Genomic DNA, 18526 nt, shown 5'->3' on the forward strand with positions numbered 1-18526 from the left:
ACTTTAATGAATTTTAACTGTATTCAGCAGAGGTCTGCGCATTTTATAAGTGGTGGCTGAATGCCTATTCGTGTTTTGCTCAGTGGGAGGCAATTTCCGGCTAAATAAAGTTAAAGTCTTCGGTGGATACACATTTTTTCAGCTAAAAGTGAATTCAGGGTGTAATAATCGCTAACTTATCTGATTTTGCCAAACTTTCATCATAGCTTTTACAAATTGCCTCAGGATGAACAAATACAACTACTTTCCCTTTTGATAGAAGACTAGAGTAAACATTAATAGATTTATTATTCCGATGAGTAACATGAAGGCAAAAATCATCGAATCACCAATTACGACTAATTGATCGGCAAGAATTCCACCTGTATATACTAAAATGATAGAGACAACTAATAGCATCAATGAATTAACAAGGATACAGACCTTTGCAGTGACTTTCTTCAAGATACCTGACACATATAGCAGATTAAAAATTAACATCATTAAAATTAAATAAAAGATTGGTCTAAACAAATTAAATGTTTCCAATTCAAAATCCCCCACAAATTTATTATATACATAATATACCATATTTTATTAATTTACAGAATATGAATTTACATAAATTGTTATCTTATTTTACTTAAGACCTTAGTTATCAGGGACAAAAAAAGCCCCAAAGTTAGATGAATTGTCTAAGCTTTGGAGCGAATTAGGTTAAGAATAGAAGTCAGGTCATCAACATGAATTTGAATCAAAGGTAGCCTCGGTCGTTATTTGGAAGCCATCATGATCATGATAATCAATTGACACATCTGTTTCTTCAAGATATCGTTTCGTCGCCATAGTCAACACGAATCGAAATACCATTAATTTGATAAATGGTATCGATCTTGCGAGCTTCGTCAAAGATAAGTAAGTAGTTAATGGATAGACCGTAACCACCTGCTACATGAGCATCAATTCTTGGTAGCAAGCCATCTTTAAAAAAGATGTAACTTTCTAACACAGTGTATATGTCAAAATATCAAATACGAAAAGAACCGAATTGATCGTTCACCTTTGTCCTAATTCTCGACTTATTTTACTGCTTTGATCGTAGCAGATATAATGTAAGATTCAACTTTATATTCTGGTGCCCAATCCTTAATGAATTCTTTCGATTCATCCTTTGGTTCAATCGAAATATTGTTGAAACCAGCTTTTTTTAAGTATTTGTTTAGTTCGTCAATGCTTGAAGCCCCTGTCACACAGCCTGAGTATAAAGCTAAGTCGTTCTTTACTTGTTCAGTCAAGTCAGCTGTTAAAACAATATCAGATATGGCCAGTCGGCCACCATTTTTCAGAACACGATAAGCCTCTTGAAAAACCTTCTCTTTGTCTGGAGAAAGATTAATAACACAGTTCGATATAATAACATCTACAGACTGATCAGCAACAGGAAGATGTTCAATTTCACCTAATCTAAATTCGACATTTGAGAATGAACTTTTATTTGCATGATGCCGAGCCTTACTAACCATTTCTGGAGTCATATCAACGCCTATTACGGATCCGTTGCTTCCCACCCTTGGGGCTGCTAAGAAGCAATCAAAACCACCTCCACTTCCTAGGTCAAGCACAACTTCTCCTTCTTTTAAGGCTGCAATGGCTTGAGGGTTTCCACATCCTAACCCCATATTTGCTCCATCAGGAATACTTTGAAGTTCTTTTGTCGTGTAACCTAGCTTGATTGAAACCTCATCAGCAGTGTCTTTGCGTTGACCCTGAGGTGTACAACATCCTGCAGTATGGTTACACCCACATGAATCACTGGCGTTTAAAGCAACCTTTGCATAGCGTTCACGTACCTGGTTACGGACTTGATCTTGGTTTATATTCTTCATTTTTAAATCCTCCATATAATCGGAAAGTTATTAATAAGCAAATGCTTATATATAAGGTAGATGAATACTAGTTTGATTAACAACAATTATTCACCTGTTTCGGCAAAGTGTTTGATTCGTTCGCCAATTTGATCTCGTACACGTTGGAAAGTTGCCCATTTTTCAGCCTGTGTTCCCTTTGCTTTTGCAGGATCATCAAAGCCCCAGTGTACTCGTTTTACTTGAGCAGGAGTTATCGGGCATTTATCAGCTGCATCATCACATAATGTGACCACTAGATCCGCTCTATTAAGTATGTTGTTAGAAATAAGATCCGAAGTTTGATCAGATATATCAATCCCAACCTCAAGCATGGCTTTGATCGCATTTGGATTTACACCATGCGCCTCGATTCCTGCACTTTTAACTGTCCAATGATGATCTAAATAATAATTTGCCCATCCTTCAGCCATTTGGCTTCTACATGAATTACCTGTACATAAAAAATAAATTAATTTTTGATTAGACATACGTATCCTCTTTTCCTCTAAAAAAGTTTTATCCTTAAGCGTAGAAATAATCGGTTAGTTAACTGAGTGAGATAGAGAACAGCAGTGAGATACTGTGCGTGCCTCTAATTCGTTTAGAATAGCTTGAATGTAAGGTTCTTGGGCATCATTTAAGCTGAAGTGTTTCCAAGTTCCTTTTTTTCGTTCTCTAATAATACCAGCATCTTTTAGTTTTTTCATTTGTTGACTTACGGCAGGTTGAGAAATTTGCAGGACATCGACTAAATCACAAATACAAATCTCCCCATTTTTTAAATATGAAAGTAATTTTAAACGATTCGGATCACTAACTGCTTTTAATTTTTTTGACATGTCATTGATTTCATCCATTACCTTTCGTCCTTTCATAACTAATCACTTATATAAGTTAATGCTTATATTACATGATCATATTGATCAACGCAAGTGATTTGTTTGCTCGGTTCAGATATTGACAACTCATTCACCTGTAAATGAAGCAGGCTACAATAAATAAAAAGCATAAATCTTTACAAACAAAGACTGTTACACACCACTTGATTGGCGAGTAACAGTCTTTTTCTTGATCGCTATCCTTCTTATTATAACAACACCATTTGAGTATCGGCACAGATTGTATTGCTAGGGTAAAGGCATTTAAAAAGCGAGCTCATTATTGAGCTAGGAGCTTACCATCCGCCAGGAATAGGGCTTCCGTTAATGCTTAGTGTATTATGATAAACATTAGCACTTCCGCTACTTTGATAGCCTTCAACTGTAAGTGCAACTTCATACATTTTACCCATTCGCATGCCCAATCTTTCCCATGCTCTGAAGTGCTCGCTAACAGATATCGTTCCGCTTGTGCGTTTTGTTCTTCTGACACTCCAATATTGTTGGAAAGTAGCTGTCCCTTTAATCGATGGTTGATTGACTCTTGTCGTTTCATATATATCATACGTACCACCATCAACAGTAATCGTTCCTTTTGGCGTTGCTCCAGGTGGACGCCAGCTTCCCCAGCTATCCACAATGTAATACTCTACGAGAGGATCAACCGTCCAACCGTAAACACAAAGATACGAATTGCCGTTTGGCTGGTAATTGACTCCATAGTTTATTGACATGTTTCCAATTTGCTGGTGTGTTTGCGTCTCATTAAATTTTCTCCCTTTACGGAATAAAATATTGTTGACATTATTCCATTGTGCGCTAAATGTACCACCGTTATTTAGCGTCATACTTCCTGATCCACCGCTGTCCTTCCAAAATTCATAATCATAACCACTATGAGTACCGATGGAATTACTTGTGATTGTTTGTGCAAATACAATGACAGTAGGGAATATAAGTGCGAAGCAAACTAAGATGGCTAAAGAGAATGTCATTCTGTTTCGTTTCATTGATTACTCCTCCTTTTTGTTTACTTTAATAGTAATAGCCCAACGTAAGCGAGGTTAAATTAGCCTCCTTCCTTCCCTGTGTGAACGCTTACAAATATAAAATATTAAAACATAGCTAAATGTTTTACCTGGAAAAGTTTAGTTTATACCATAAAAAGATTATATTTTTACCGCCGTGTAACTGGCTGGGGCTGCGATTACTCGCCCCATCGAAGGGCTTTTGTAAGACTCCTGCTTCAAGAAATAAGGGAACACGTCATGTCTAAGTGGGAGATCCAGCAGCCAGTAATGGTCCGATTGGTTCAATTAACGTTCAGTGGGGGGAGAAAGGAAGCTAACTAGGTTCGACGTCGTGTCGCAACGTCTGCACGAACACATCCTATGCATCGAAACCTCCACTGAATGAAGTTTCACTTTATTTGTCCTCTGATAATAGATCTAACGCTTTAAGAATATCGATAATGGACTTCTCAGTGTGTGTTCTTGCGGAAACAAAAGTCGCACCAATCATCCTTCTAAAAAAATTTGCATCATGTTGAGAGGGGCTATTTTCAAGCTGTTCAATAACATCATATATTTCATTTTTTAAGCTTTCAGAGCTTTCTTCTCTTGCTTGAATAAAAATTTTATTTACTTGTTCTTCTGTTATCTTTTTTGCCATTACGGTTCGCCTCCTAATTAGGGTTAGTATTTGCCGCTAGTGCAGGATTAATTCCAGCAAACCGGGATGCAATGCTTACTCTCAATCTCGATTGCTTAGGGTAGCTTTCAAAGCAAAGCGATTTGCTTTAATGGATTCAATTTTCAAAAAGAAGCGGGAAAAATTAATATCATTCAATTTTAAAGTGTTAAATTTTCGACAATTGCTACTGCATTTTTAGCTAATAAGCCTTGCGAAGCAAAGTTGAACTTGCTATAGTTTTCTTTATTAGAAGAACTTATTAAAGGTATTTAATACGTTTGCTTTCTTCACTTATTAAACGAGTTTAATAAAGCCTATACAAGTTAATTTAAAGGAGTGAATGAAAACATGAAAATTGAACATGTAGCTATTTGGGTCAATGATTTAGAAAAGATGAAAGCGTTTTATCAAAATTATTTTGATTGTCAGGCAAATGCTAAATACCATAACCCTGTCAAAAAATTTGAATCTTATTTTCTTACATTTAACTCAGGAGCACGTCTGGAAATTATGCGGAAAGTTGGGGTTGAAACGAAGCTTACCAAAGAACAGCTTGGTTGGGCCCATATTGCTATTTCTTTGGGAACTAAGGAGTCGGTTGACGAATTGACAGACCGTTTGGTGAAAGATGGGGTTCGGCTTGTCAATGGTCCGCGCCTTACCGGTGATGGCTATTATGAAAGTGTCGTTGAGGATCCTGAAGGTAATTTAATTGAATTGACTGTCTAATAGGCTGAAGCCTACATGGTGACCTATCTATATAGGAGGAATGATAATGAAAACAGAAAGAGAGAAGATGTTAGCTGGTGAACTCTATCATCCGTCTGATCCTGAATTGATAAATGACAGAGACAATGCAAGACGGTTAATTAGACTCTACAATCAAACAAAGGAAACAGAAATGGTAAAGCGAACGACTATTTTAAAAGCATTGCTTGGTTCGACTGGAGAAAAGATTTTTATTGAGCCGAGTTTCAGGGTTGACTATGGTTTTAACATTCATGTAGGAGAAAACTTTTTTGCCAATTTTGATTGTACGATATTAGATGTATGTGAAGTTCGTATTGGAGACAATTGCATGCTCGGACCAGGTGTGCAAATTTATACCGCTACCCATCCACTTGATCCAACAGAACGTAATTCTGGTGTTGAATATGGCAAACCTATTACGATTGGCGATAATGTTTGGCTTGGCGGGAGTGCAATTATCAACCCAGGTATAACAGTTGGCAACAATGTCGTGGTTGCTTCTGGATCTGTCGTAACCAAAGATATACCTGATCAAGTTGTAGTAGGGGGTAACCCTGCAAGAATATTAAAACGCCTAGAGCTTTAGACTGTTCAAAATGTAACAAATAATTTGTGTATCTAGATAGGTATCAAAGGATTCAAGAATCCATTGTATATTTGGAAAGTGTAGAGACCAATGGGTTACATAAAAGCAGGCGATTTACTCCTAAATATGAAGTAAGTCGCCTGCTTTATGATGATTATCGTTCATGAACTAAGGAACCATTGTAAGTTATTTGACCAATTATTAAATGAAAGAGTATGGCTTAGCTCTCTTTCGTTCCCTTGGTTAGCTAAGAAAGGGACTGTCCAAACCTCGGCTTCTAATTTGGTTGCACCTATAATTGTTTTTGTTATTTCTGGGGATCGCAATTCAATTAGGTCAACTCAATGTCAAGAATGTCGGCTAAATTTAACTGCTTTACTCCATCCGTTGTGCGAAGCTCAATCTGTTTCTTGGCAGTTAGAATTTTGTTTATACTTCCCTTATAGGTATGAATGTATTTATGTTGATAATAGCTAATGCTAATGATCTTTTGAAAAGTCATAGCTTGATGAATGGTATGTTCCAGTTCTATTAGCTTATCTTCAGCTAGGATCGGCTTTGAAACATGGTTCGATTCAAGGTAATGCTGTCTAATCATTGCCTTGTGCTCAGGTAAAATCATACGACTGGACTCCCAAATTAAGTTAGAATCGTGGGTTAGTTTATTTTTCATGCTGCGTCTCCTTTAACGAACATTTGTTCTTATTATATGAACCATTGTGCTCATGATGCAAACTTAATTGTTGGGAGTTATGGTACTTATCCCCTCTACAGCAAGATGTTATGGTCTAGATATGAATTAAGTGGGAATTTGATTTGTTAGATTAGGGGAATAATGACGAACAAAATAGCATTATTAAAGATAATCGATATGAACAAAACTAAAATGAAAAGGATTGCTTTCTATCCGGAATAGAAAACAATCCTTTTAAGTTATTCATAAAATAGCAATTAAAAGGGAGAAGCCAGTTCCCTCTGCCAACATGTTTTTGGCTTGTGAGTTAGGGTGCCATTTATTGTCTTAATGCACGTGATGCTCTTGCAACTGGTCAACGTGTACACTTTTTTTCTCTTCAGGATTAGCTAAAGGGTGGATTGTTGCGAGCTGCTGATCTCGATCAACATGTTCAATGTAGACCTGTTCGCCCTGACAAGTCACATGAATCATTTCAGGAATTTGAGTAATTTCCTGTGCACGTTGTACGTCCATTCATTCACCGCCTTTGTAGAATGCTCCTAATTAATTTGTCCAGTTGAATCTATTCTATGCATTTAATTTGATAGATGGTTAGTTTACTGCAGTGTAACTAGCTGGGGCTGCGATTACTCGCCCCATCGAAGGGCTTTTGTAAGCCTCCCAGTTCAAGAAATAAGGGAACATGTCATGTTTAAGTGGGAGATCCAACAGCCAGTGACGGCCCGATGGGTTCAACTAACATTCCGTGGGAGAGAGAGGAAGCTGACTAAGTTCGCGACATCGTGTCGCAACGTCTGCACGAGCACATCCTATTGTCGAAACTCCCACTGAACGAAGTTTCACTTTACTGTGAATAACCGAATCGATTCGACTAGAAAAATGAATAGTTTGGCTACTCTGCTGTATGGAACATGCACTTAAAAGAAAACAATAATTAAATGATTTGAATTTTGCAAATAATTGTACGATAAAAGTAGCAACCCCAACCTAATTAATATTTGGAGCTACTATTTGCTATGAACTGTTCAAGACAACACGAGAGGTATAAAACGAAAGGACTAGTAAAGTGTGAGGATTGAGCAATTAGATCGGTCTAGCTTGTCAATTTGTAAAAATTAAACTGGTTAAAAAAGTTTATTTTTAGAATATTTTCAAGTCGGCTATTCATTAATGTAAATAGCAAGCATAAAATAGAATATAGGAAGGAGGTGCAATCATGAATGTTGAGATGGTTGTCAGTGTACTTGCCTTGTTGTCAAGCATATTCAAGAACATTATCTCAGCATTAAAGGATCTAAATGATATGAAAAGCTTGCAGAAAAAGAGAAAACGACGCTCCCCTTACTTGAAGAGACGTCGCCGATAAGATCGATTAGGGAGGGGCTTTTTTCCTCCCTAATATATAATATAATACATAGCTGAAGTGAAAATGCAAAGAAATTTTCGTTACAATTATTATTATGTTTCATTACCGATTCTGGTCAAGGCGTATCACTAGAATGGAGCTGGATACGTCTAAAATGATGGGAAGGATTAGCTAAATAATTGTGTAGGGAGTCATCTAAATGAAATATAGTTTTAAATCTGATGAAGAGTTGCATGCTTTTTTGAGTAATAATTTGCTTTCTGCACGAGAGGCATGTGAGCTACTTAACGTTTCGACAGCTCGGATTGGGCATTTGGTTAAATCAGGTAAATTAAAGGCGGTCAAACAGCAGCCTAAAATGTTTTTTAAGCCGCTTCTAATCGAAAAAAAGAAAGAGTTAGCTCTACTCCGTGAAAAATTCAGACCATATGAATGAGTTTTTTGCGGAGAGCACTTAGGCCTGCCCGTTTGCCGTCTAGGTTTAACTTAAGCTATAATAAAGAAACAATTATCGCCTTATTTAGTAGCTTAACCTCGTTAAACAAATGATCATTAACCAAAGGCAAATTTTTTGAAAGTTTGTCTATTCAGTTATCTTCTCCTAAATAACAACGTATCTTTTTATAAGGAGGAGGGATAACTATGGAAAATGTTCTTTTTTTCGCAACGGTATTATTGCCTATTGTGTCTGCGCTGGTTGAAATGATTAAAAAAACATTCAATTTACCTAAGAATATCATTCCGTCGATTAGTTTTGTAACTGGCCTCATTATTGGTGGCTTAGCCTATCCGTTTACAGATATGGAACTTGTCCTTCGATTATGGGCTGGAGGATTTGCTGGCTTATCAGCCACTGGTTTGTTTGAAGTTGTCAATAAACGGGAAGGCATGACTAAGCATGATTAGTTAGGACTATGATAGAAAGGAGGGATTAAATGAACGAAAAACAAAAGAATATTGTTTTATTTCCTAAGCAAAGACAGGAACTGGAACAACAGGGCTACCAAGCGATCCAGGATAAAGATTATCGGACAGCGTTGAAGCTCTTTAATCAGTTACTTGAATTTGGTGCCACTGATCAAGAGATAGCTTTAGGGAAGTTAACAAGCTTAATTGAGCTTGGACGTCAACGCGAAGCTGAACAGTTTTGTGAAACGTTGATTGCCCTAAAAGATGATCATTATTATTCATACATAAATATTTATGCGACGTTACTTTTTCAATTCCATAAACACAAGGAAGTAGCCCAGCTACTAACTGAAGTGTTAGAAGATAGGCAAATTCCAGATTCGTTTGAGAGTCAGCTGAAAAAGTTATTTGAAGTTAATCAGCCATTAGTTGATGAACAAATTGAACAAGAAGTAGTAATTACAAAGCGAGAATTGACTGAAGCATTAAAAAATCAAGATACGATGGCTCAGTGGCATCTCGTTAACCATTTACAGAAAGTTGATATTAAACCGTATTTAGCCTTATTTGAAGAGATGCTTAAAAATGAAACCGTCCATCCTGTCATAAAGACAGTGATTGTAGGCTTATTACAGGCCAGTGCAATTAATCGTGAATTTTCAGTCAGTAAATTTGGTCAGCAGCTGCAAATAAACCCAACTACATATCCTTATATGAGTGATCATCCTTTTCGTACTCAGCTTAAGGAGGGCTTAGCTAATATTGAACAGGATAATCCATCTTTTTATGCATTTGCCAATAAATTGATTGATCGCTATTTTTATGTCCATTACCCAATGGTTCCTGAGCACACGGAATTGGAAGCCATGCAAGTAGCTGTCATCGCAATAGTTGAAGCTTCATTTGATCCGCAACAGAGTTTAAACGAGGCAGAATATGACCCGACAACAATAAAGATGATTAATCGATTAGTTGAGTGTGAACAGATATATTTTTCAATAATGGCTGAGTAAACTCAACACTATCTGTTGAAAGCCATTCCGTTTGTGTTATAATATAGTGGTTGTAATTTGCGTTCGGTCTTGTATCAATTAAATGTATCATGAATGAACGGCAAATAGAATTTATATATGTATTCTTGGAGGGAAAATGAATGACAGCTAAATGGGAAAAGAAAGAGGGCAATCAGGGCACTCTAACCGTTGAAGTCGCAGCAGATAAATTTAATGATGCCCTTGATCAAGCTTTTAAAAAAGTTGTAAAAGATGTACAATTACCAGGTTTCCGTAAAGGACGTGTTCCACGCGGTCTATTCGAGAAACGTTTCGGAGTAGAGTCTCTATATCAAGATGCAGTGGATATTGTTTTGCCTGAGGCTTATACAGCTGCTGTTGAAGAGACTGGTATTTCACCAGTTGATCAGCCTGAAATTGATATTACCCAAATTGAAAAAGGCAAGGACTTAATCTTCACCGCTAACGTCACCGTGAAACCAGAAGTTAAATTAGGTGACTATAAAGGATTAGAAGTTGAAAAAGAAGATGCAACAGTCACAGATGAGGATGTTGATCACGAAATTGAGCATCAACGTCAGCACTTAGCAGAGCTTGTTGTGAAGGAAGAGGGCACTATTGAAGATGGTGACACAGTTGTGATCGACTTTGAAGGGTTTACTGATGGTGAAGCTTTCGAGGGTGGATCGGCTGAAAACCACTCATTGGAAATCGGTTCAGGTTCGTTTATACCAGGCTTTGAAGAACAATTAATTGGGAAGGCAACAGGCGAAGAAACTGAGGTCGAAGTTACATTCCCTGAAGAATATCATGCTGAAAACCTTGCAGGTAAGCCAGCTACATTCAAAGTTAAAATTCATGAGATCAAAACAAAAGAATTACCTGAATTAGATGATGAATTTGCTAAAGACGTAAACGATGAAGTCGAAACCTTAGCAGAGCTGAAAGAAAAAACGAGAGAACGCTTAGAGGATCAAAAGAAAACAGACGCAGAAAACAAGATGCGCGAAGCGTTAATTGAACAAGCTTCAGCTAATGCAGAAATTGACATCCCAGAAGCAATGGTATCGACTGAGCTTGATCGTATGGTTCGTGAATTCGAACAACGTTTACAACAACAAGGTATGACGTTAGAAATGTATTCTCAATTCTCTGGTCAAGATGAAGATGCGCTTAAAGAGCAAATGAAAGAAGATGCGACCAAGCGTGTCACAACAAACCTTGTCTTAGAAGCAATCGCGGATACAGAAGGGTTAGAAGTAACCGATGAGGATGTTAATGAAGAATTAAAAACAATGGCAGAGATGTATCAAATTGAGATTGAGCAGTTAACACAAATGCTTGGCGGTAATACAGATGCCATTAAAGAAGACCTAAAATTTAAAAAAGCTATTGATTTCTTAGTTGATAATAGTAAAACTAAATAATCGCACGGCTAACAAGAAAACAAGGCGTGGTTAAATGCCTTGTTTTCTATCATTTATCTCGATAAGAGATAGTTAAAAAGACCAAATAGGCAGCGTCATCCATTACTTAACCGATTACATGCTCGACCTGATTGTTGCTATTCGGTATTTTTTGAATATGCATTGTGAAAATAATACATAGTTAAATGTGAGTTTTTAACATTGCATTTAACATTCAGTTATAATGAACATATTATATCTTACATATACTTAAGCAAATTCGTTTAACAAAAGGTTGGATTGGTAAGACTAGAAGGTACGAATAGGGTGTTTTGTTTTAAATCTGTCCTATTATTTGGTATGATGAAGAAGAATAGGGATGATGCACTATACACCTTAGCTATTTTAAATGTTATGATTAGCTGTTATAGTTGCTTGATCAGCTTTTTAAAATGGTATATTGCAGTATTTGCTTAATTATAGAGGGGTGAACTTAATGTACAAATTTAATGAAGAAAAAGGCCAACTAAAATGTTCTTTTTGTGGAAAAAGCCAAGATCAGGTTCGCAAATTAGTGGCTGGACCTGGTGTCTATATATGTGATGAATGTATTGAGCTTTGTGCAGAAATCGTGGAAGAAGAGCTTGGTGTAGATGAAGAAGTTGAATTCAAGGATGTACCAAAGCCTCAGGAAATTTGCGCCATTCTTGATGATTATGTCATTGGGCAAACGAAGGCGAAGAAGAACCTCTCAGTAGCCGTATACAATCACTATAAACGAATTAACGCCAATGGTGGTAATGATGATGTAGAGCTGGCCAAAAGTAATATTGCTATGATTGGTCCAACCGGTAGTGGTAAAACATTATTGGCACAGACCTTAGCAAGAATTTTAAACGTACCATTTGCAATCGCAGATGCGACCTCTTTAACAGAAGCCGGTTATGTGGGTGAAGATGTAGAGAATATTCTTCTAAAGCTGATCCAAGCTGCCGATTATGATGTAGAAAAAGCTGAGAAGGGCATTATCTATATTGACGAAATTGACAAAGTAGCTCGTAAATCTGAGAATCCATCGATAACACGTGACGTGTCTGGCGAAGGGGTTCAACAAGCGTTACTTAAAATTTTAGAGGGTACGACAGCAAGTGTCCCTCCACAAGGCGGGCGCAAGCATCCGCATCAGGAATTTATCCAGATCGATACGACAAACATTTTGTTTATTGTAGGTGGAGCATTTGATGGTATCGATCAAATCATTAAAAGCCGTCTAGGTAAAAAAGTAATTGGTTTTGGTGCTGAATCAGAAACAAATAATCTAGATAAAGCTTCTTTACTGCAAAAGGTTATCCCTGAGGATTTATTGAAGTTTGGTTTAATTCCTGAATTTATTGGGCGTTTACCAATCATTGGTAGTCTAGAGCCGCTTGATGAATCCGCTCTAATTGAAATTTTGACCAAGCCAAAAAATGCTCTAGTGAAGCAGTATAAACGGTTATTCCAAATTGACCAAGTAGAACTTGAATTTGAAGAAGCTGCTTTAGAAGCGATCGCTAAAAAGGCTATGGAAAGAAATACGGGGGCACGTGGCTTACGCTCTATCCTAGAAACGATTATGTTAGATGTTATGTTTGAGTTACCATCTCGAAAAGACATTAAGAAATGCGTGATTACAAAGGATACAGTCGAGTCTGAAGATAGTCGCCCACGCTTATTATTGGAAGATGGTTCAGTCATTAGAGAAAATGAAGAGCCTAAAGAAAGTGCTTAATGTGTGAGCATCAAATCCCTTGTTATTATAGCAAGGGATTTTCTGTTCTAAAAATCATGACAAGCTAGACTTGTCAGCTTTATTGCAGTGTAACTAGCTGGGGCTGCGATTACTCGCCCCATCGAAGGGCTTTTGTAAGACTCCCCCCTCAAGAAATAAGGGAACACGTCATGTCAAAGTGGGAGATCCAATAGCCAGTAACTCCGATTGGTTCAACTAACGTTTAGTGGGGGAGGGAGGAAGCTGACTAAGTTCGCGAACTCGTGTCACAACGTCTGCACGGGCACATCCCATGCGTCGAACCCCCACTGAACGAAGTTTCACTTTATTCAGAAGATTTTCACCTATCCTAAAGTGGATTGAAAGCTTGAAAAACTTTAATAGATTAAAATAACTCAATCGTGACAATTTAATGAAAACAAGGGTATGATATAAAAGAGAGAAAGGGAGGTTATCTCATGAGTGAAGAAAATCATCTAACGCTTCCACTCCTTCCGCTAAGAGGAATGGTTGTCTATCCATCTGTCGTATTGCATTTGGATATTGGAAGAAAACAATCAATCGAAGCATTAGAAATGGCGATGATGCAGGATCGAAAAATATTACTTGTTGCTCAGAAGGAATCATCGGTTAAAGAACCGGCTGAAGCAGATTTGTTTCAAATTGGAACGATAGCCCATGTAAAGCAAATGCTCAAACTACCGAACGGTACGTTTCGTGTATTAATTGAGGGAACGGACCGTGCGGAAATTATAACTTATCATCAGCATTCCCCTTATTTTTCTGTTGAGATAAAAATTCTTGAAGAAGTAGAGATAATTGAAGAGACGAAACGTGCGGCTTTGATGCGAACTTTGTTGGACCAATTTAAAAAATATGTTGAACTTTCAACAAAATTGTCTAAAGAAACGTATGAGAGTGTTATCGATATTACCGACTTATCTCATTTGGTGGATTTGATTGGTTCACATATCCCAATAAAATTATCAAGTAAACAGTTGCTCCTTGAAACGGTTAATGTAGAAGACCGTGCTCAACAATTGATTGAACTAATCTCCAACGAACAGGAAGTTTTACGTCTTGAACAAAAAATCGGGCGCAGGGTTAAAAAATCAATTGAACAGACTCAAAAAGAATATTACTTGCGTGAACAGATGAAGGCAATTCAAAAGGAGCTTGGTGATAATGATGGTAAGTCTGGTGAAATTGCCGACTTACAGGATAAGATAGAAGCAAGCGATATGCCAGAGCGTGTGTTGAATCTGGCTTTTAAGGAATTAAAACGTTATGAGCGAATACCACAAACATCAGCCGAAAGCTCAGTCATCCGTAATTACTTGGAGTGGCTCATTACTTTGCCTTGGACCAAGGAAACAGAAGATGATCTCGAAGTTCGACATGCTGAAGACATTTTAAATGAAGATCATTATGGGTTAAATAAAGTAAAAGAGCGTGTCTTGGAATACTTAGCTGTTCAGCAATTGACTAAAAGCCTGAAAGGTCCCATTCTTTGTTTGGTTGGACCGCCTGGAGTAGGGAAGACATCATTAGCCCGTTCGATTGCCCGGGCAATAAACCGCCATTTTGTCCGTATTTCTCTTGGGGGTGTTAGGGATGAGGCAGAAATAAGAGGTCATCGACGTACTTATATTGGAGCTATGCCAGGACGGATTATACAAGCGATGAAAAAAGCCGAAACGATTAATCCTGTTATCTTATTAGATGAAATTGACAAAATGGCTAACGATTTTAGAGGAGATCCAGCTTCAGCTATGCTTGAAGTACTTGATCCAGAACAAAACCATCAGTTCAGTGATCATTTTATCGAAGAGAGCTATGATCTTAGTAAGGTCATGTTTATTGCAACAGCCAATAATCTTCAAACCATTCCACGACCATTACTTGATCGGATGGAACTTATTTCGATTCCTGGCTATACTGAGTTAGAAAAACAACATATTGCTCGTCAACACTTGCTACCGAAGCAATTAAAGGTTCATGGTTTAAGTAAAGGGCAATTACAGTTAAGAGATGATGCCTTAATAAAATTGATCAGACACTATTCACGTGAAGCAGGGGTACGTCAGCTTGAGCGGCAATTAGCGACACTGTGTCGAAAAGCAGCTAAACTGTATGTATCTGAACAGAAAAAGCGCATCATAGTAACTGAAAACCAATTAGAAAACTTGCTTGGTAAACCGATCTATCGTTATGGTATGATGGAACAAGAAGATCAAATTGGTGCTGCAACTGGTTTAGCCTATACAGCGGCTGGTGGTGATACCCTATCAATTGAAGTGAGTATTGTCCCTGGAAAAGGAAAGCTTTCATTAACGGGTAAGCTTGGTGATGTGATGAAAGAATCGGCCTATGCGGCATTAAGTTATATTCGTTCACGCGCTGAGGAGCTTAATATTGATCCAGCTTTCCATCAAAAACACGATATTCATATTCACGTACCAGAGGGAGCTACACCTAAAGATGGTCCATCTGCTGGTATCACAATTGCAACAGCGCTTGTATCAAGCTTAACTAATCGAGCTGTTCGGAAAGAAGTAGGGATGACAGGAGAGATTACCTTAAGAGGTCGTGTGCTACCTATCGGTGGTTTAAAAGAGAAAACACTTAGTGCCCATCGAGCTGGATTAACGACCATCATCATGCCAAAAGATAATGAGAAGGATCTTGAGGATATTCCGGAGAGTGTAAAAGAAACGTTAACATTTGTAGCGGTTCAGCATCTGGATCAGGTACTAGAGCATGCATTAGTGGGGGAATAATATGAAAGTAACAAAATCAGATATTACAATTAGTGCTGTTGCACCAAAGCAATACCCTAACGAGGGATTGGCAGAGATTGCTTTAGCCGGTCGCTCTAATGTCGGGAAGTCTTCCTTTATTAATAAAATGATTAATCGGAAGTCCCTAGCACGGACATCATCAAAGCCGGGAAAGACACAAACATTAAATTTTTATTTAATCAACGATCAGTTTCATTTTGTTGATGTGCCTGGCTATGGGTATGCTAAGGTGTCTAAGAAGGAGCGTGAAGCATGGGGTAAAATGATGGAGCGCTACTTTTCTGAACGTGACAATTTAAGAGTAACCTTATTAATCGTTGATCTTCGACATCAACCGACTAATGATGACATTGCGATGTATGACTTTTTAAAATTCCATCAGATCCCCGTCATTGTTATTGCAACTAAACTTGATAAATTGAAAAAAGCGCAAATTCCAAAACATGTTAAACGTGTAAAGGAAACCTTGGCACTGACCGATAATGATTTTGTTATTCCATTTTCGTCAGAAACAGGGCAAGGGAAGGAAGAAGCATGGCAAGCAATTAAAGCCTATTTATAAAGTGAAACTTTGTTCAGCAGGGGGTTCGACGTATAGGATGTGCTCGTCCAGACGTTGTGATAAGACGTCGTGAGCTTAGTCAGCTTCCTGTTACACTACGATAAATGTTATGTAGAGGTAAGGTTGATCATCTGCTTAGCTGCTATGGACGAGCTCTATCCTTATATTAAGCGCAATAGAAGACAGTAAAGATATTCATTTTTAGCCTTGATAGCTTGTTGACAAAAGTCCTTTAATTAGGGTGGTCAACAAGCTTTTTAGTTTGTTCCTTCGAGCTATTTTATCAATATTAGTCTTTTTTTGCTCTTGTTATTTTAACTATTTCTTTTTAAACAGTAAGTATATCCCGATTAGAATTAAACCAACTGGCCAATAATTTTCCAGGGAACCCATTACATTTTGAATAGATTGAGAAAATAGTGTGTTAGTCATCGATAAAAGGAAAAAGAGACCAATTAATAATGAGATTAGACCGATGTATAAACCTGATTTTGTTTTCTGATAACGCAATAAAAAGGCAAGACCAATAATAATAGCATAAATACTCCAATGCTCGATCCAATTTGGATAAACAGCAACCGCATGCAAATGAATACCTAAGCCAAGCAGAATGACACCGGGGAAGATCTTATCATAATCTCGGCTAATGTAGCTATGTAATAATAAACACGCGCCAAAAATCATTAATAGACTTGGCCATGTAGAGAAATTCTGCATAAATGGAAAGTTTAATTGTTGGAGCAAAAAGTATAAACCAATACCAATTAAGACAAAAGCTGTTAAAAAGTTCTGTTTACGCATAAATACCTCCCATATCGATAATATCCAGCGAGAAGTTGATCGGTTGGACAATCTATGATAAGTTACTAGAGTGTTTATTACCAATACTGAACTCTTATTTATTTTAACAGACTAAGGGCGCTTTGCCCAATTAAACGATGGAGGTGACAACATGGATATAGTCATGATTGGAACAAGCTATCGTTATACACCGATAGCCATTCGTGAAAAATGTGCGATTCATTCAGAACTATTTGAACAAATCGTTCATGACATTCTACATATTCGGGGTATCCATGAATCTGTCATTTTATCGACATGTAATCGGACAGAATTTTATTTAATCGTAGATTCAACTACTTATCATAAATCAATGTTGCTCAGAGAAATGAAAAGATGGTTTAACCTAAATCAAGCTGAACTTGACCAAATGCTTGAGCTTAAAGGAGCCGAAGCCGTTCACCATTTGTTTCGTGTCACGGCTGGTCTAGATGCAATGGTTATTGGTGAAACACAAATACTTGGTCAGGTTAAACGCGCTTATTATACTGCTCATGAACAACAATTAACTGGACCGATTCTTAATCGGCTGTTTAAGCAAGCCATTACGGTTGCAAAAAGAACACACCATCAAACAGGAATCAATAATCACGCCCTTTCATTAAGCTCAATTGCCTTTCATTTTATTAACATGCATTTTCAATCAGATGAACCGAAACGAATCATCATACTAGGGGCAGGAAAAATGGGTAAGCTGACTTTGCAGCATATTAGTCAAAATAGCTCCCATCATCTGACGGTGATCAATCGAGATTACCTTAAAGCAGAAAGAATAGCCCAGTATTGTGCAGCGGATGTCCAACCGTATGCAAACTTGTTTAAACAATTGGCTAATGCAGATTTGCTGATTAGTACAGTGACAACAGTTGATCCCATCATTACTAAGCAGGCCATTAAACAACTGCAACTTAAACATCAGCTTGTTTTCATTGATCTATCCTTACCAAGAAGCATTGATGCGAGCATTGCTCAGCTTCCTTATGTAGAATTGTATGATTTAGATCAGCTCTATCAAGTCGTTGACCAACACCAGATACTAAGAAAAGAAGCAGCGTTAAAAATGGAAACAATTATTGAGACTGAGGTCAATACGTTTTTGGCTGAAGAAGAGAGAGAGCAGCTACTTAACCCCACTCTGGCTGCCTTGTATCAAAAGGTTGCCTTAATTGAAGAGCAGACGTTAACAAGCTTATTCAATAAATTGCCTGCCCTGACCGAGCGTGATCAACAAGTCATCCAAAAGCATATGCATAGTGTGATCTCTCAACTTATTGAGCAGCCTGTGTCACAGTTGAAGCAAGCAGATATCGCTAAAGACCAAATGTTATTAGCTTATTTCAATACAATTTTTCAGTTGACTACGAATAAC

21 protein-coding genes are annotated in these 18526 nt (G+C 37.6%); 11 read left to right on the plus strand and 10 right to left on the minus strand.

Annotation, left to right across the window (positions count from 1 at the left end):
• Window positions 1-240 precede the first annotated feature (240 nt).
• The 7 genes from ASE01S_RS14320 to ASE01S_RS14350 form a co-directional block, all read right to left on the minus strand.
• Entirely contained in the window at window positions 241-528 is a 288-nt protein-coding gene (locus ASE01S_RS14320) for a hypothetical protein (protein ID WP_067843914.1), read from the minus strand.
• A gap of 274 nt (window positions 529-802) precedes the next feature.
• On the minus strand, window positions 803-988 hold the full coding sequence (locus ASE01S_RS14325) for a hypothetical protein (protein ID WP_067843917.1): 186 nt from the start codon (window positions 986-988) through the stop codon (window positions 803-805).
• 70 nt (window positions 989-1058) lie between these two features.
• Window positions 1059-1865 carry an arsenite methyltransferase gene (locus tag ASE01S_RS14330; protein WP_067843921.1) on the minus strand — a complete coding sequence of 269 codons (807 nt, stop codon included), beginning with the start codon at window positions 1863-1865 and terminating at the stop codon, window positions 1059-1061.
• An 86-nt stretch (window positions 1866-1951) separates the two neighbouring features.
• Window positions 1952-2374 carry an arsenate reductase (thioredoxin) gene (arsC, locus tag ASE01S_RS14335; protein WP_067843923.1) on the minus strand — a complete coding sequence of 141 codons (423 nt, stop codon included), beginning with the start codon at window positions 2372-2374 and terminating at the stop codon, window positions 1952-1954.
• A gap of 54 nt (window positions 2375-2428) precedes the next feature.
• The gene (locus ASE01S_RS14340) at window positions 2429-2743 is read right to left on the minus strand and encodes an ArsR/SmtB family transcription factor (protein ID WP_067843927.1); all 315 of its coding nucleotides are present in this window, start codon (window positions 2741-2743) and stop codon (window positions 2429-2431) included.
• 317 nt (window positions 2744-3060) lie between these two features.
• On the minus strand, window positions 3061-3774 hold the full coding sequence (locus ASE01S_RS14345) for a glycoside hydrolase family 11 protein (protein ID WP_067843930.1): 714 nt from the start codon (window positions 3772-3774) through the stop codon (window positions 3061-3063).
• A gap of 415 nt (window positions 3775-4189) precedes the next feature.
• A complete protein-coding gene (locus tag ASE01S_RS14350; RefSeq protein WP_067843932.1) occupies window positions 4190-4435 on the minus strand; it encodes a hypothetical protein in 246 nt (81 codons plus the stop codon).
• A 369-nt stretch (window positions 4436-4804) separates the two neighbouring features.
• On the opposite strand from ASE01S_RS14350, the gene ASE01S_RS14355 reads away from it, so the two are divergent.
• The gene (locus ASE01S_RS14355) at window positions 4805-5185 is read left to right on the plus strand and encodes a VOC family protein (RefSeq protein WP_067843934.1); all 381 of its coding nucleotides are present in this window, start codon (window positions 4805-4807) and stop codon (window positions 5183-5185) included.
• Window positions 5186-5231: 46 nt separating this feature from the next.
• Window positions 5232-5792, plus strand: a complete 561-nt coding sequence (locus ASE01S_RS14360) for a sugar O-acetyltransferase (protein ID WP_067843936.1) — start codon at window positions 5232-5234, stop codon at window positions 5790-5792.
• A gap of 331 nt (window positions 5793-6123) precedes the next feature.
• Here ASE01S_RS14360 and ASE01S_RS14365 read toward each other — a convergent pair whose 3' ends face one another.
• Window positions 6124-6465, minus strand: coding sequence for a YolD-like family protein (locus ASE01S_RS14365; protein ID WP_067843938.1), 342 nt, complete (start codon window positions 6463-6465; stop codon window positions 6124-6126).
• 348 nt (window positions 6466-6813) lie between these two features.
• Complete coding sequence (locus ASE01S_RS14370) at window positions 6814-7002, minus strand: H-type small acid-soluble spore protein (RefSeq protein WP_067843941.1); 189 nt, start codon at window positions 7000-7002, stop codon at window positions 6814-6816.
• Between the two features lie 703 nt (window positions 7003-7705).
• Between ASE01S_RS14370 and ASE01S_RS15915 the strand changes: the two genes are divergently transcribed.
• From ASE01S_RS15915 to yihA, 8 genes are all read left to right on the plus strand, one after another.
• Window positions 7706-7855, plus strand: coding sequence for a hypothetical protein (locus ASE01S_RS15915; protein ID WP_157065240.1), 150 nt, complete (start codon window positions 7706-7708; stop codon window positions 7853-7855).
• Window positions 7856-8054: 199 nt separating this feature from the next.
• On the plus strand, window positions 8055-8291 hold the full coding sequence (locus tag ASE01S_RS14375; protein WP_067843943.1) for a helix-turn-helix domain-containing protein: 237 nt from the start codon (window positions 8055-8057) through the stop codon (window positions 8289-8291).
• A gap of 206 nt (window positions 8292-8497) precedes the next feature.
• Entirely contained in the window at window positions 8498-8761 is a 264-nt protein-coding gene (locus ASE01S_RS14380) for a holin (RefSeq protein ID WP_067843945.1), read from the plus strand.
• Between the two features lie 29 nt (window positions 8762-8790).
• Window positions 8791-9777: a DUF3196 family protein gene (locus ASE01S_RS14385; RefSeq protein WP_067843948.1), complete on the plus strand. Its 987-nt coding sequence runs from the start codon at window positions 8791-8793 to the stop codon at window positions 9775-9777.
• A gap of 140 nt (window positions 9778-9917) precedes the next feature.
• A complete protein-coding gene (tig, locus tag ASE01S_RS14390; RefSeq protein ID WP_067843950.1) occupies window positions 9918-11204 on the plus strand; it encodes a trigger factor in 1287 nt (428 codons plus the stop codon).
• Window positions 11205-11679: 475 nt separating this feature from the next.
• On the plus strand, window positions 11680-12954 hold the full coding sequence (gene clpX, locus ASE01S_RS14395; protein ID WP_067843953.1) for an ATP-dependent protease ATP-binding subunit ClpX: 1275 nt from the start codon (window positions 11680-11682) through the stop codon (window positions 12952-12954).
• 458 nt (window positions 12955-13412) lie between these two features.
• Window positions 13413-15734: an endopeptidase La gene (gene lon, locus ASE01S_RS14400; protein ID WP_067843956.1), complete on the plus strand. Its 2322-nt coding sequence runs from the start codon at window positions 13413-13415 to the stop codon at window positions 15732-15734.
• Window position 15735: 1 nt separating this feature from the next.
• Complete coding sequence (gene yihA / locus ASE01S_RS14405) at window positions 15736-16317, plus strand: ribosome biogenesis GTP-binding protein YihA/YsxC (protein ID WP_067843958.1); 582 nt, start codon at window positions 15736-15738, stop codon at window positions 16315-16317.
• A gap of 318 nt (window positions 16318-16635) precedes the next feature.
• On the opposite strand, the gene ASE01S_RS14410 is transcribed toward yihA, so the two are convergent.
• Entirely contained in the window at window positions 16636-17118 is a 483-nt protein-coding gene (locus ASE01S_RS14410; protein ID WP_067843961.1) for a LiaI-LiaF-like domain-containing protein, read from the minus strand.
• Window positions 17119-17269: 151 nt separating this feature from the next.
• Here ASE01S_RS14410 and hemA point away from each other — a divergent pair.
• On the plus strand, window positions 17270-18526 hold a 1257-nt coding region (gene hemA / locus ASE01S_RS14415), incomplete at its 3' end, for a glutamyl-tRNA reductase (RefSeq protein WP_067843963.1).

This window comes from Amphibacillus sediminis NBRC 103570 (genome assembly GCF_001552275.1).
Lineage (GTDB): Bacteria > Bacillota > Bacilli > Bacillales > Amphibacillaceae > Amphibacillus_B > Amphibacillus_B sediminis.